This window comes from Streptosporangium sp. NBC_01639 (genome assembly GCF_045209755.1).
GTDB lineage: Bacteria > Actinomycetota > Actinomycetes > Streptosporangiales > Streptosporangiaceae > Streptosporangium.
In genome coordinates, this window is the sequence record NZ_CP109272.1 from 1,143,350 (window position 1) to 1,157,316 (window position 13,967).

Here is a 13,967-nt window from a genome sequence, read left to right on the forward strand (position 1 = left end):
GATCCGGGCCGGGCCGGGCCGGGCCGGGCCTCGGCACGGCACGGCACGGCACGTTCGGCGGGCGCGACCTGGGGAGATCCTCAGGACACCGGCTCGGCGAGCACCCGCTGGGCCACGGCGAAGGCGGCGTTGGCGGCGGGCACCCCGCAGTAGATCGCGCATTGCAGCAGCACCTCCTGGATCTCCTCCGGGGTGAGCCCGTTACGCAGGGCGGCGCGCACGTGCATCGCCAGCTCGTCCAGATGCCCCTGCGCCACCAGGGCCGTCAACGTGACGCAGCTGCGCGTGCGCCGGTCCAGACCGGGCCGGTTCCAGATCTCGTGCCAGGCGTAGCGGGTGATCAGGTCCTGGAAGTCGCGGGTGAGGTCGGTGGTCCCGGCCGTCGCCCGGTCGACGTGGCCGTCTCCGAGCACCTCGCGCCGGGTCCGCATGCCCGCCGCCCGATCGCCGCCCAGATGCCCGACCAGGGCGGCGCTCACCGTCGAGGGCCTCTGCACGTTGGCCAGATGGGCGGCCTCCGGGACGATCGACAGCAGTGCGCCCGTGATGCCCCGCGCCAGGGTGAGGGCGTGTTCGACGGGGGTGGCCGGGTCGTCGGCCCCCGCCACCACGAGGGTGGGCGCGGTGATCCCGGCCAGCCGCTCCGTCAGGTCGTAGGCGGCGAGGGCCTCACAGCAGGCGGCGTAGGATCCGGGATCCGTCCCGCGCACCATCGCGGCGATCGGGGCGGCGTCGAACCCCGGCGTGAACCAGCGGCCGACCAGGGTGTCCACCAGCGGCTCCAGCCCTCCTTCCCGGACCGCGGCGGCCCGCTCCAGCCACGGGCCCGGGTCGCCGAACCTGGCCGAGGAGCAGCACAGCACCAGGTGGGTGATCCGCTCCGGTGAGCCCGCGGCGATCGTGGCCGCGACCGCGCCGCCCAGCGAGATCCCGCCGACCGCGAACCGCGGCTCGTCCACCAGGTCCAGTACGGCCCGCGCCAGTCCCTCGACGGTGACCTCCGACGCCGGGGCGGACCCGCCGTGGCCGGGCAGGTCGTAGCGGAGCACCCGCCAGGCGGCGGTCAGCGCCTCCAGCTGCGGATCCCACACCCCCAGGGAGGTGCCCAACGAGGGCCCGAGGACCAGCAACGGCGCCCCTGCGGGCCCGTCGAGGCGGTGACTCAGCTGCACTGTCGCTCCAGGATGCGGTGGGGACCGCGCGCGGGCGGCCGGGGACGTGGTGGCACGGGCCTCACCGGCGCTCCAGGACCCGGTCGATGAGGGCCGAGGCGGCTCCCACGTCGATGGGCCGGGGCAGGCCGAGCTCGGCGTTCGCCCTCATCCGGTCGGGGACGATCCGCAGCCCGGAGAGGAGTTCGACCGCGGTCTCGGCGGCGCCGCCGGTCAGCCGCAGGCACTCGCGGAGCGGCTGCCACTCGGCCTGCCACGCGCCCGCCGCCCGCTCGTGCTCGCCGAGCTGGGCCATGGCCGGCACCTGCGCGAACGCCGGGACCTGGAGGGCGGCCGAGCGGATGAGGATGGACAGGGCCGGGTTGCGCTTGTGCGGCATCGCCGACGACCGGCCGCCCGACGACTCGGCGACCTCGCCGACCTCGGTCTGGGCCAGCAGGATCACATCGGTGGCGATCTTCCCGAGGGCGCCCGCCGTACCGGCCAGCGCGGCTGCCAGCTCGGTGACGACGGAGCGGTCCGCGTGCCACGGCACCGATGGCGCGGCCAGTCCCAGCTCCGCCGCGTAGAGCTCGACCAGCGAACCGTGGCCGGCCCCGCCGGGCGCGGAACCCGTGATCGCCGCGGTGCCGCCGAGAGCGGCCAGCGTGCCCACCGCGCCGCCCAGCTGGGCGGGCAGGTCGAGGGCGCGGAGCCGGTCACGCGCGTGCAGCACCCCGGCCAGCCAGCCCGCCGCCTTCAGCCCGAAGGTGGTCGCCACGGCCTGCTGACCCAGCGTCCGGGCGGCCATCAAGGTGTCCCGGTGCGTGCGGGCCAGGTCCGCCAGCAGTCCCGTCACCGCGTCCAGGTCGGCCAGGACCAGGTCGACCACGCGCCGCGCCACCAGCATGGCGGCGCTGTCGAGGATGTCCTGGCTGGTGGCCCCGTGGTGGGCGTGCTCGGTGACCCGCCGCAGGTCCTCGACCAGCGGCACGACCGGGTTGGCCGCCTGCCTGGCCCGGCGGGCGAGGTCGGCGACGTCAGGCCGGGCGGCGGCGATCAGCGCGACCGTGCCGTCGGGGACGGTGCCGAGTCTCTCCTGCGCCGCGGCCAGGGCGATCTCCGCCGCCAGCATCGCGTGCAGCCACGACTCGTCGCAGGTGGCCGCCGCCGCCCGGGTGCCCGCCCAGACCGGCGCGAGCAGTCCGGTGTCAGAACTCAAGGAAAACCGTCTCCCCTTCTCCCTGGAGCCGCACGTCGAACAGGTAACCATCCTCCCCGCGCCGGGCGACCAGCGTCGCGCGGCGCGCGGGCTCCAGGCTGTCGAGCAGCGGGTCGGGCACGTCCTCCAGGTAGATCCGCGTCGCCACCGACCGCAGCAGCCCCCGGGCGAAGACCTGCACCGCGAGGTAGGGGCCTGCGGGCCTGGCCGTACGGAAGAGGAAGGAGCCGTCGGGTGCGGTCGCGCAGCGGCCGAACCCCGACGCGCCCGGCCCTCTGCGGTCGAACGCCCCGCGCGATCCGCTCTCGCCGAGCCACAGCTCCAGCACCGCGTCCGGCACCGGCTCGCCCGCGCCGTCCAGCACCCGGCCGATGACGGTGACCGCGCCGGGGTGCCCCTCGGGCGCCATCTCCCAGTCCTTCGCGTACGGCAGAGCGTGGCTGAAGAACGGTCCCACGGTCTGTGACGGTGTCATGAGTCCTCCATCGGGGTGCTGCCGAGCACGATGTCGAACCGGTAGCCCAGCGCCCATTCGGGCTCGGTGACGTCGAGGTCGAACCGGGCCACCAGCAGGTCCCGGTCCTCCGGGGCGGTGATCGACTGAAGGATCGGGTCGAAGGGGAAGAGCGGATCGCCGGGGAAGTACATCTGGGTGACCAGCCGCTGGGTGAACGCGCTGCCGAACACCGAGAAGTGCAGATGGGCGGGCCGCCAGGCGTTGTGGTGGTTGCGCCACGGGTAGGCGCCCGGCTTGATCGTCACGAACCGGTAGCCGCCCTCGTCGTCGGTCAGGCAGCGCCCGGCGCCGGTGAAGTTCGGGTCGAGCGGCGCGGGGTGCTGGTCGAGGTCGTGCGCGTAGCGCCCGGCGGCGTTGGCCTGCCAGAGCTCCAGCAACGTGCCGCGGACCGGCCGGCCGGTGCGGTCGAGGACGCGGCCGGTGACGATGATCCGTTCACCGAGCGGCTCGCCCCGGTGCTGGCGGGTGAGATCGGTGTCGACCAGGCCGACCTCCTCATGGCCGAAGACCGGGCTGGTCAGCTCGATCGCGTCCGGGTCGGTCTTCATCCGGACCGGCGGCTGCGAGGGCGCCCGCAGGACCGTGCTGCGGTAGCCGGGGCTCAGATAGGGGGGATGGCTCATGCGTTTCCTTCCAGGACGAGGGCGAGTCCCTGTCCGACGCCGATGCAGAGGGCGGCCGCCCCGAAACCGCCCCGGCGGGAGAGCTGGTGAGCGAGCGTCCCCGCCAGCCGGGCGCCGGAGCAACCGAGGGGATGGCCGAGCGCGATGGCGCCGCCCTGCGGGTTGACCCGGTCGGGGTCGAGGTCGGGCCAGGCCGACAGGCAGGAGAGCACCTGCGCGGCGAAGGCCTCGTTCAGCTCCATCACCTCGAGGTCGGCCACGCCCATCCCGGCGCGGGCCAGGGCCTTGGCCACGGCGGGGACCGGGCCGATGCCGAAGTCGGCCGGGCCGACGCCCGCCGCGCCGGTGGACACGACGCGGGCCAGCGGGCGCAGGCCGTGCTCGGCGAGGCCGTCGGCGTCGGTGATCAGGAGGGCGGCGGCGCCGTCGTTGAGTGGGGAGGAGTTGCCGGCGGTGATGGTGCCGTCGGCGGCGAAGGCGGGCTTGAGCCCGGCCAGTTTCTCCGGCGAGGTGTCGTCCCTGACGGACTCGTCCCTGCTCAGCGGGCCGGCGCCGGAGACGGATGTCACCTCGGCCGCGAAGAGGCCCTCCTCCCAGGCCGCCGCGGCACGCCGGTGGCTGCGGGCGGCGAAGGCGTCCTGGGCCGCACGGTCTATCCCGTACCGTGCGGCGAGCATCTCGGTCGCCGCGCCGAGGGAGACCGTCCACTCCTGCGGCATGCGCGGGTTGACCATGCGCCAGCCGAGGGTGGTGGAGTAGAGCTGCTCGTGCCCGCGGGGGAAGCCGCTCTCGGGCTTGGGCAGCACCCACGGGGCCCGGCTCATCGACTCGACCCCGCCCGCGACCACCACCGAGGCGTCGCCCACCGCGACCGCGCGGGCGGCCTGGATCACCGCCTCCAGGCCGGAGGCGCACAGCCGGTTGACCGTCGCGCCCGGCACCGAGACCGGGAGCCCGGCCAGCAGGGCGGCCATCCGGCCCACGTTCCGGTTGTCCTCGCCCGCGCCGTTGGCCGCGCCGAGCACCACGTCGTCGATCCGTTCGCGGTCGAGACCGGGGGCGCGCTCCAGCAGCGCGCCGATGGCGGCGGCGGCCAGGTCGTCCGGCCGGACACCCGCGAGCGCCCCGCCGTACCTTCCGATGGGGGTGCGGACCGCGTCCGCGATGTAGACGTCTCTCACCACAGCTCGGCTCCTGTCTTCTCGCGGACCTCGGCGGGGGTCACGCCCGGCGCGGTCTCCACCAGGCGCAGGCCCCCGGGGACGACGTCGACGACGGCGAGGTCCGTGACGATCCGGTTGACGCACGCCTGTCCGGTCAGCGGCAGCGTGCACTCCGTGACGATCTTCGCGGAGCCGTCCCTGGCGGTGTGCTCCATGAGGACGATCACTCGCCCGGCGCCGTGCACGAGGTCCATCGCGCCGCCCATGCCCTTGATCATCTTACCGGGGATCGCCCAGTTGGCGAGGTCGCCGGTCGCGGAGACCTGCATGGCGCCGAGCACGGCGACGTCGATGTGGCCGCCGCGGATCATGCCGAACGACAGTGCGGAGTCGAAATAGGAGGCCCCGGCGAGCACGGTGACCGTCTCCTTGCCCGCGTTGATCAGATCCGGGTCGACCCCGCTCTCCTCCGGATAGGGGCCGACGCCCAGGACGCCGTTCTCCGAGTGGATCACTACGTGGACGCCGTCGGGCAGGTGGCCCGGGATGAGGGTGGGCAGGCCGATGCCGAGGTTGACGTAGTCGCCGTCGGCGAACTCCGCCGCCGCCCTGGCCGCCATCTGCTCCCTGGTCCAGGCCATCAGCCGCGCTCCGTTCCCGGCGTGGAGGTCGTCCGCTTCTCGATGGGTTTGTCGGCGGCCTGTTCCGGGGTGAGCGCGAGCACCCGCTGAACGAACACGCCCGGCAGGTGCACCTCCTCCGGATCCAGCTCGCACAACTCCTCGACCTCGGCGATCGTCACCTTTCCAGCCATCGCGGCAAGGGGGTTGAAATTTCTTGCCGACTTAGAGAAGACGAGATTTCCGTAAATATCGCCTTTAAGTGCCCGGACCACTGCGAAGTCGGTCACGATCGCCTCCTCCAGCACATGCGGCACCCCGCCGAAGGAGCGCACCTCCTTCGGCGGCGAGGCCAGCGCCACGCTCCCGTCCGGGTGATAGCGCCACGGCAGGCCGCCCTCGGCCACCGGCGTGCCGACGCCGGCCCGCGTGTAGAAGGCCGGGATCCCGCAACCGCCCGCCCGCAACCGCTCCGCGAGCGTTCCCTGCGGGGTCAGCTCCACCTCCAGTTCCCCCGCCAGGTACTGCCGGGCGAACTCCCTGTTCCCTCCCACATACGAACCGGTCACCCGGGCGATCCGCCCCGCCGCGAGCAGCTCGCCGAGCCCGTGCCCGTCCAGCCCGCAGTTGTTGGAGACCACCCGCAGCCCGGCCGTGCCCTGCTCCAGAAGCGCCCTGACGAGGACGGCCGGCACCCCGGACAGCCCGAACCCGCCCACGGCCAGCGAGGCCCCGTCACCGATCCCGGCCACGGCCTCGGCCGCGCTCCCCACTCTCTTGTCCATCACGCCATCCCCACGTAGTTCTCCGCCAGCGTCGTCGCCGCGGCGGCGGAGGAGGTGACGTAGTCGAGGTAGGAGGTCTGCAGCCGTCGCCCGTAGGCGTCATCGGAGTCGAAGGTGTGCAGCAGCGTCGTCATCCACCAGGAGAAGTGCTGAGCCCGCCACACCCGTTTCAGGCAGTCCCGCGAGTAGCCGTCGAGCAGTTCGGTCGATCCGTCGGCGTAGAAGCCGGCCAGCGCCTCGGTCAGCACCCGCACGTCAGCGACGGCGAGGTTGAGCCCCTTGGCGCCGGTGGGCGGCACGATGTGCGCGGCGTCCCCGGCCAGGTAGAGCCTGCCGTACTGCATGGGTTCGGCGACGTAGGAACGCATGGACGTCACTCCCTTCTCGATGATCTGCCCCGTGGCGAGGGTGAAGTCGGGCACGGTCTCCAGCCGGGCCCTCAGCTCGGCCCAGATCCGCTCGTCCGGCCATGCGTCGAGGTCCTCGCCGGCGGCCACTTGCAGGTAGAAGCGGCTGACCTCGGGCGAGCGCATGCTGTGCAGCGCGAAGCCCCGCTCGCTCCTGGCGTAGACCAGCTCCTCGGCCGAGGGTTTCACCCGGGCCAGCACGCCCAGCCACGCGAAGGGGTAGTCGCGCTCGAACTCGGTCAGCACCCCGGCGGGGATCGACGGCCGGCAGACGCCGTGGAAGCCGTCGCACCCGGCGATCACGTCGCAGTCGAGCCGCTCGCCGCCGAAGGTGACGTACGGCTCGGCCGACAGGGAGTGCACGGCCACGTCGTCCACCTCGAAGCGGATGTCACCGCCGTCCGCGAGCCTGGCCGCGATCAGATCCTTGACCACCTCCTGCTGGCCGTAGACCGTGATGGAACGGCCGGGGACGAGCTCTTCGAAGTCGATCCGGTGGCCCGCCCCGCCGTACCGCAGCTCGATCCCCCCGTGCGGCAGCCCCTCGCGCAGCAGCCGTTCGCCCACGCCCGCGTCGACGAGGGTGTCGACCGTGGCCTGTTCCAGGACGCCCGCCCGCACCCGCTGCTCCACGTACGCGCGACTGCGGCGCTCCAGCACCACCGACTCGATGCCGCGCAGCCGGAGCAGATGGGAGAGCAGCAGGCCCGCGGGTCCGGCCCCGATGATCCCGACCTGAGTTCGCATACGCCGAGGATGCTGCGCCCGGACCCGCCACCGATAGCCTTTGCTTCCACCCAGTGGAAGAGAGTCTGAGATGTCCGGCGGCGCACGCGAACGGGGACGGTCGGTGACCTCCCGCGTACTGGCCGTCCTCGGCGCCTTCGACGCCGACCACCCCCGGCTCAGCCTGAGCGACATCGCCCGCCGCAGCGGCCTGCCCCTGAGCACCGTCCACCGGCTCGTCGGCGAACTGGAGTCCGGGCAGGCGCTCAGCCGCGCCGCCGACGGCCGCTTCCGCATCGGCCTGCGGCTGTGGGAGCTCGGCCAGCTTGCCCCCAGCCTGCTCCAGGACGTGGCGCACCCCTGGCTGCAGGAGCTGTTCGGCAGCACGGGCGAGAACGTGCACCTGGCCGTCCGCGACGGCCTGGAGGTCCTCTACGTGGACAAGGTGTACGGCCGGCACGCCGTGCCGATCGTCTCCCGGGCCGGCGGACGCCTGCCCATGCACCCGACCGGGGTGGGCAAGGTGCTCCTGGCCCACGAGCAGGAGTGGTTCGTCAACGCCTACCTGGCACGGAGCCTGGAGCGGCCCACCCCGCACACGATCACCGAGCCGGGACGGCTGTCGCGCGAACTCGCGGCCGTCCGCGCGCAGGGCTACGCCCTCACGTCCGAGGAGATGACGCTCGGCTCCTGCTCGGTGGCGGCGCCGATCCTCCTGGAGGGCAGGGCGGTCGCCGCCGTCGGCATCGTGGTCTCCTCGCGGCGGGCCCGGGACCTGCAGCGTCTGATCGATCCGGTGCGCGCGGTCGCCGGGCAGATCACCCGCTCTTACGCCCGGTCCCACGCCGACCGCCGTTGACCTGCTCCCCGCCCTGACCGCAGCGCTCGCCGCCGCCGCCGCGATCCGCCGGATCGGCGTGACCAGCCATGAGCGTGCTCCCCTGCTGGCGTTCCGCCGGGGAGCACGCCACCTGGCTGGTCTTCAGGTGCCGGACTTCACCTGCGTTCGTATCAGAGCGGTTGCCGGAAGGGCTGACCGCCTGTGATCACGAAGCTCGAACCCGGTTCTTTCACGATGTCGCCGGTGGCCGAGTTGGTTATGGTCACGTTCGTCAGCGTCGCGTTGCCCCGAGCGCCGGCCATGGCCAGGATGCCGGCACCGTTGTTGGACTTGTCGATCTTCACATTGGTGATCACGACATTCGGCATGTTGCCGCCGCCCGTCTTGAACTGGATGCCGTCGTAGGTCGAGTCGTAGATGTCGGTGTCCCGGATGGTGACCCCGGTGATGTCCCTGCTCGACGGGAACAGCGTGATGGCGCCGAACTCCTGATCCTCGTTCCAGAAGACGCCGCCGCTGCGGTGGATCCCGTTGTTGGCGATCAACGTGGTCCCCGAGAAGGGCAGGGGACTGTGGTCGGTCGCCAGCATGATGGCCGGGTAGTTCATGGTGTCGTAGATCAGGTTGTTCTCGATCGAGTTGTCGTAGCCGCCGTAGATCGCGATGCCGTTCGCCCGCCAGGGCAGCTGGATGGTGTTGTTGACGAAGTGGTTGTCGTGCGTGTTGTCGACGACCTGGTCCTTCACCGCCTGGTTGGCCCAGACCGCCAGGGCGTCGTCACCGGTGGTGCGGAACGACGAGTTGAACACCTTCGAGTTGCGCGTGCCGTTGGTGAAGTTGATGCCGTCGGCGTAGGTGTTGCGGATCCGCATGCCGCTGAACTCGAGCCCGTCGCCGGGGCCCCACAGGGCGGGGATGTTGTCGTAGTCACGGCCGACCCAGACACCCACGTTGGCGTGCTCGATCCACACGTTGGAGATCTTGGTGTTCGGGCCGAACCGGCCGTTCAGCCCCACTCCCCCCTCGTCGTTGCCGTCTCCGCCGCGGATGCGGCCCGAGCCGAAGATGGCGATGTCGGAGATCTGGGTGTTGCCGTCGATGTCGAAGCCGAAGTTTCCCTCGTGCGGGTGGTTGATGCCGCCCACCACGTCCTGCGGCTCGGTCAGGGTGTACAGCTGGGAGTGCCACATGCCCGCACCGCGGATCGTGACGTTGCTGATGCCCACCTGGTTCCACTGACCCCGGTTCAGCGGGTCGTCGGTGAGGATCTTCTGCTCCTGGCGCCACTGCCCCGCTGGGATCCACACGCAGCCGATGACACCGTTCTGGTCGTCCGTCACCGCCCGCTGGATGGCGGCCGTGTCGTCGTTCCCGTCGTTGGGCACCGCACCGTAGGCCGTGATCGAGGTGCAGCCGGCCGGCTGACTCGCCGGTGCCGCCACCTGCTCCAGGTCGATCAGGTCGATGATGTAGAACGAGGCGGTGTCAGTCGCATCACGCTGCAACCGGAACTTTGTACCCGCGGGGTAGCTCTGCGTGAGCAGCGCGTGCGACTCGTCGAACAACCGCCGGGCGTCGGCCTGGGGGGTGTTCGTCAGCGCTTCGGGGCCGTCGGTGTTCCCGTACAGCCAGCTGTGGCGCGATGAGAGGGTCAGCTTCCGGGAGAAGGTGCCGTTGATGTAAAGGCTGATGCTGGCGTCGATGCCGCCGCCGTTCGGCGCGTCGGGGATGGAGTTGCGCACCACGATCGAGTTGGCGGGGTTGGTCGAGGTGAACTCGACGAACTGCCCCGTGCTGTTCAGCCGCACCGACTTCCGGCCGGAGGACTCGGTGGCGAAGTTGGTGTGCCCGAAGGTGCGCAGCGGATCGGCCTGCAGCAGGGTTCCCTGGTAGCTGGCGGATTCGGCCTCGTACTCGACCCACGGCACCGCCGCCCCGCGCCCGACCACGATCGCCTGGGAGAACGTGTTGTTGGTCTCGTTGGTCTCGGTGACGACGTTGGTCGCGTCGGCGGTCGCGGTGATGGTGGCGCCGCCGCTGGTGGCGGTCCAGTTTCCGCTGACGGCCACGTTAGCCGTCGCGCCCGCGGCGATCGACGCGGTGCTGGTGTTGAGCGTGGTGCCGCCCACCGCCAGACGGGTGACCGTGGTCGCGCCCGTCGCGGCGGTCCCCCGGTTCTTCACCGCCACGGTGAACGTGACCGGCGCCCCGACGGCCGGGTTCGGCGGGTTGGCGGTGATGCCGAGGACCTGCAGGTCGGGGCCGGGAGCCTGCGTGACCACCAGCGGCGACGTCGCGGTGAGGGTGTTGTTGCCCTCGTTCTGCTCGAAGACCGTGTTGTCCGCGTCCACCTTGGCGCTGACCGGGTAGCTGCCCTCGCCGCGAGTGCCGATGTTGTGGGTCACCGTGGCGGTGCCGTTGACGGGCAGGGCGGGGATGGCGACGGTGCCGACCAGCGTGCCGCCGAGGTTGAGGTTGACGCTGTCCGCGGGAGAGGCCGCGGTGCCCGCGTTCCTGACCGTGGCCGACAGGGTGATCGCGTTGGCCTCACTGGGAGAGGCCGGGGTCCACGAGAGGTTCGTGACCGTGAGGTCGGGGTTCGGCGCCGGGACGCCGATGACCTGGAACTCCGCGGCCTGCCCGCCGGGCGCGCCGCTGTTGCCGGCGAACTTCAGCTGGACGTCGGCGACGGTGGCGTTGAAGTTGATCGTTGCCGTGTTGCCGCCGGAGGCCGGGTTGAACGTGTAGTTCTGCGCCGCCACCAGGTTGGTGTAGCCCGTGGCGTTCTGCTCACGGCCCAGGACCTGGATGTTCTGCGTACGGGTGCCCCACGAGGAGTCGGGGTTGAGTTTCACCACGACCGAGCTGACAGCGGCGTTGGCGCCGAGCTTGACGGTCAGCGTGTTCGGGAACGCGCCGGAATCGGCCTCCCAGTAGGTGGCCAGGTTGTTGTCGTTCGCGTTGGCGGCGACGAACGTGTGCACGTGGCCGGATTCGACCATCTCCTTGCCGATCGCCAGGTTCGAACCGGGGTTGCCGGTGCCGGTGCGGGTCACGGAATTGCTGTCGGCCGACTGGTTGCCCGCCGCGTCCTTGGCCCGCACGACGTACGTCACGGTCGCCGACGCCGGCTGGTTGTCGGTGTAGGTCAGCACGTTGCCGACGCTGGCCCGCAGCTGGTTGTCGGCGTAGACGTCGTACCCGGTGACGCCCACGTTGTCCGTCGAGGCGGTCCAGGCCAGTTTGATCTGGCCGGTGGCCGGCTGGGTGAAGGCCAGGTTGCCGGGGGCCGACGGCTTCACGGTGTCGCCGCCGCCGGCGGCGGCGTAGATCTCGAACTCGGAGATCTGCGCGGCGGGCCAGCCGGTGTTGGCGGTGATGTTGACACGCCAGTACCGGTGGGTCGCGGCGCCGAAGTTGATCGTGACCGTGTTGCCGGTCGCCGGGTTGAACGTGTAGTTCGCCGAGGCCACGACGGTGCTGTAACTGGAGCCGTCGGCGCCGCCCTGGATCGAAAGCGTCTGGGTGCGGGTCTGCCAGACGGTCGGCGCGGGCACTTTCAGGACGATCTGGTCGACGCTCGTGGCGGTGCCGAGGTCGATCCGCGCCCACTGCGGGAAGCTGTTGTTGGCACTTTCCCAGTAGGTGGCCTGGTCGCCGTCGTTGACGGCCGACACCGCCTGTCCGGCCGTGGAACTGCTGGCTTGAGCCGCCTTCCCCGGCGACAGGTTGGGTCCGCCCGCGGCGGAGGCCGGGACGACCGACCCCACGACGAGCAGGCCGGCGGCGACAATGGTCGCCACCAGCCGTAACGGTCGATGCGGTTTTCTCATTCGCGTTCTTCTGTCTCTCGTCAGGCACGACAGGATCGGGCGTGAAGGCATGCGCCTTCACCGCACACGGATGGGGGGCAGGTGCACGGATGCAGTGCATCCCTGAAGAGTTGCGACGAACAGCGAGAAAATTAACGCTAGTTGCAATATTCTTGCGTAGCGTTGGCCAAATGTTACATATGTGCTACGGGCGCGTCAACGGTTGGGAAACAGCTTTCCGAACTGGCCCGACGTCGGACATGACACGAGGTCAGGACGGCGGTGAATGCCGGCCATAGGGAGGGTCCTGCAGATCTTGCTGGTCATCGGCGCAGATCATCCGCGCGACGCCAGAGGTCAAGCTGCAGCCGCCGTTGACATCAGGCAGCCTGCTCCCTGCTAATCTCCCCATACTGATCATGCCTCCAAGGATCCGAGCAGACATGAATGTCATCGAGCGATCGGGCGGTTTCCGGTCCCGTCGCTTCGTATTCCAGAGCCTCCACATGACGGACGAGGTGCAGGCCATCGCAGCCGCCGCAGGATGGAAGACGACCCTGAATCAGCCGGCTGCTCCGAGTAAGGGTCGCCCGCTGCTGATGAAGTGGGAGGTGTTTTCCGGGCTGACCGTGTTGTACACCGAGAAAGACGCGATCAACACATCGTTCGCCATGGCCGCGAGCTCGCTCGGCGCAGCGGAGGTAGCGGGCTGTGTCGCCGTCTTCGCCGCACACCCGCAGGTGACGACGTTCGACGAGCTGATCGGTGGGTGCGATGCCGCAGCCGCTCCGGACAGCAAGGGCGCGGCACTCGCGCGCAGCGGGCTCGGAGCCCCGATCGAAGCGGACGAGCGATTCGTTGAACGACTTGAAGCCGGGGCCTTCGCAGATGAAGCGGCGATCCGTGAAGGGGCCCTGTGGGGGATGGCTTATGCCGAGTGGCCGGTGTTTCGTCGACCACTGAACCGGGCGGCACGCAACGACCCGGACGAGTTCCTCCGAAAGGTCGCCGCGTCAGCCCTGGGGGCCTTTGACCGGATCGGCGTGGCGCGGCGCTGAGCCGCTGAGCGCGTACCCGTGGATTTCGATGGTTCGCCGGGATGAATCATCCATGGCCGACGCGGCGGACCCGGGCCGGGAACGCCGGGGGGTGTCGGGGATCGTGGTGCCGGGTTCGGCGCCGGTAGGGTTGGCACCCTCTGTCGCCACGGTGTGGTGACCGATACGGGAGGAAGGGCATGGGAGCGGGCGATCCCCAAGATCTGGTGGTGAAGATCCGCCGCTCGGTGCTGGACGGTCACTTCGCCGCCGGGCAGCGTCTGGTCGAAGCCGAGCTGTGCGATCTCTATCAGGTCAGCCGGTCCACCGTGCGGCAGGCGTTGCGAGAGCTCGTCGCGGACGGTCTCGTCGAGGTGCAGCGCAACAAGGGGCGCGGGTCCGGGTGATCTCCACCGCCGAGGCGGTGGAGATCACCGAGGTGCGGATGGTGCTGGAGGGCCTGCTGGCGGCGAAGGCGGCCGAGCGGGTGACGCCCGAGCAGGCCGGAAGGCTGCTCAAAATCAAGGAGGCGATGCGGGAGCGGGTCGCGGCTCACGACCCGCTGGCCTACTCCGAGCTGAACGCGGCGCTGCACGGTCTGGTCCAGGAGATCGCGGGGCAGGTGACCGCCCGTACCATCCTGGTCCGGTTGCAGGGTCAGCTCGTCCGCCACCAGTTTCGGCTGTCGCTGCAGCCGGGGCGCTCCGCCGTCTCCCTCGGTCAGCACGAGAGGATCGTCGATGCCGTCGTCGCCCGGGATCCGGCCGGCGCGGAGGCCGCGATGCGCGAGCACCTGCGCGACGTGATCACCCAGATCACCCGGATCTCCCAGGCCACGACGCCCCAGGCCGAGGTAGCGGCACCGGCCGGATCCTGAACCTCCCGCCGATCCCGGAGCGGGCTCTCTCCACCGGCAGGCCACGGCTTTCCACGCCGTGGCCTTTTCGTCATGCCACGATACACCAAGGTGCCGACATCTTTGGTGTAGATCTTGGTGAACAAATCGTTGACAATCTCGTACATGATTCATAGCATCGCTTTCACAAACGAGCGGTGTCATCGG

The 13,967-nt window shown here is 70.7% G+C and carries 13 protein-coding genes; 4 read left to right on the plus strand and 9 right to left on the minus strand.

What is annotated here, in order from left to right:
* Window positions 1-80: 80 nt before the first annotated feature.
* From pcaC to OHA77_RS05165, 8 genes are all read right to left on the minus strand, one after another.
* Window positions 81-1,172, minus strand: coding sequence for a 4-carboxymuconolactone decarboxylase (pcaC, locus tag OHA77_RS05130; RefSeq protein WP_406316486.1), 1,092 nt, complete (start codon window positions 1,170-1,172; stop codon window positions 81-83).
* A gap of 61 nt (window positions 1,173-1,233) precedes the next feature.
* The gene (locus OHA77_RS05135; RefSeq protein ID WP_406316487.1) at window positions 1,234-2,373 is read right to left on the minus strand and encodes a lyase family protein; all 1,140 of its coding nucleotides are present in this window, start codon (window positions 2,371-2,373) and stop codon (window positions 1,234-1,236) included.
* Window positions 2,363-2,848, minus strand: a complete 486-nt coding sequence (locus OHA77_RS05140; RefSeq protein WP_406316489.1) for a protocatechuate 3,4-dioxygenase subunit alpha — start codon at window positions 2,846-2,848, stop codon at window positions 2,363-2,365. The genes OHA77_RS05135 and OHA77_RS05140 overlap by 11 nt, the downstream gene beginning before the upstream one ends.
* On the minus strand, window positions 2,845-3,513 hold the full coding sequence (gene pcaH / locus OHA77_RS05145; RefSeq protein ID WP_406316491.1) for a protocatechuate 3,4-dioxygenase subunit beta: 669 nt from the start codon (window positions 3,511-3,513) through the stop codon (window positions 2,845-2,847). Before pcaH ends, OHA77_RS05140 begins: the two co-directional genes overlap by 4 nt.
* Window positions 3,510-4,694, minus strand: coding sequence for a thiolase family protein (locus OHA77_RS05150; protein ID WP_406316492.1), 1,185 nt, complete (start codon window positions 4,692-4,694; stop codon window positions 3,510-3,512). The genes pcaH and OHA77_RS05150 overlap by 4 nt, the downstream gene beginning before the upstream one ends.
* Window positions 4,691-5,317 (minus strand): 3-oxoacid CoA-transferase subunit B, encoded by a 627-nt coding sequence (locus OHA77_RS05155; protein ID WP_406316494.1) that lies wholly within the window; start codon window positions 5,315-5,317, stop codon window positions 4,691-4,693. Before OHA77_RS05155 ends, OHA77_RS05150 begins: the two co-directional genes overlap by 4 nt.
* The gene (locus tag OHA77_RS05160; protein WP_326821796.1) at window positions 5,317-6,081 is read right to left on the minus strand and encodes a CoA transferase subunit A; all 765 of its coding nucleotides are present in this window, start codon (window positions 6,079-6,081) and stop codon (window positions 5,317-5,319) included. The genes OHA77_RS05155 and OHA77_RS05160 overlap by 1 nt, the downstream gene beginning before the upstream one ends.
* The gene (locus tag OHA77_RS05165; protein WP_406316496.1) at window positions 6,081-7,235 is read right to left on the minus strand and encodes a 4-hydroxybenzoate 3-monooxygenase; all 1,155 of its coding nucleotides are present in this window, start codon (window positions 7,233-7,235) and stop codon (window positions 6,081-6,083) included. The genes OHA77_RS05160 and OHA77_RS05165 overlap by 1 nt, the downstream gene beginning before the upstream one ends.
* A gap of 103 nt (window positions 7,236-7,338) precedes the next feature.
* On the opposite strand from OHA77_RS05165, the gene OHA77_RS05170 reads away from it, so the two are divergent.
* Window positions 7,339-8,073 (plus strand): IclR family transcriptional regulator, encoded by a 735-nt coding sequence (locus OHA77_RS05170; protein WP_406316498.1) that lies wholly within the window; start codon window positions 7,339-7,341, stop codon window positions 8,071-8,073.
* A 152-nt stretch (window positions 8,074-8,225) separates the two neighbouring features.
* On the opposite strand, the gene OHA77_RS05175 is transcribed toward OHA77_RS05170, so the two are convergent.
* Complete coding sequence (locus OHA77_RS05175) at window positions 8,226-11,858, minus strand: CARDB domain-containing protein (protein ID WP_406316500.1); 3,633 nt, start codon at window positions 11,856-11,858, stop codon at window positions 8,226-8,228.
* A gap of 452 nt (window positions 11,859-12,310) precedes the next feature.
* Between OHA77_RS05175 and OHA77_RS05180 the strand changes: the two genes are divergently transcribed.
* From OHA77_RS05180 to OHA77_RS05190, 3 genes are all read left to right on the plus strand, one after another.
* Complete coding sequence (locus tag OHA77_RS05180) at window positions 12,311-12,925, plus strand: hypothetical protein (protein WP_406316502.1); 615 nt, start codon at window positions 12,311-12,313, stop codon at window positions 12,923-12,925.
* 179 nt (window positions 12,926-13,104) lie between these two features.
* On the plus strand, window positions 13,105-13,311 hold the full coding sequence (locus OHA77_RS05185) for a winged helix-turn-helix domain-containing protein (protein ID WP_406316504.1): 207 nt from the start codon (window positions 13,105-13,107) through the stop codon (window positions 13,309-13,311).
* Window positions 13,308-13,781 (plus strand): GntR family transcriptional regulator, encoded by a 474-nt coding sequence (locus tag OHA77_RS05190; RefSeq protein WP_406316505.1) that lies wholly within the window; start codon window positions 13,308-13,310, stop codon window positions 13,779-13,781. The genes OHA77_RS05185 and OHA77_RS05190 overlap by 4 nt, the downstream gene beginning before the upstream one ends.
* Window positions 13,782-13,967: the final 186 nt, after the last annotated feature.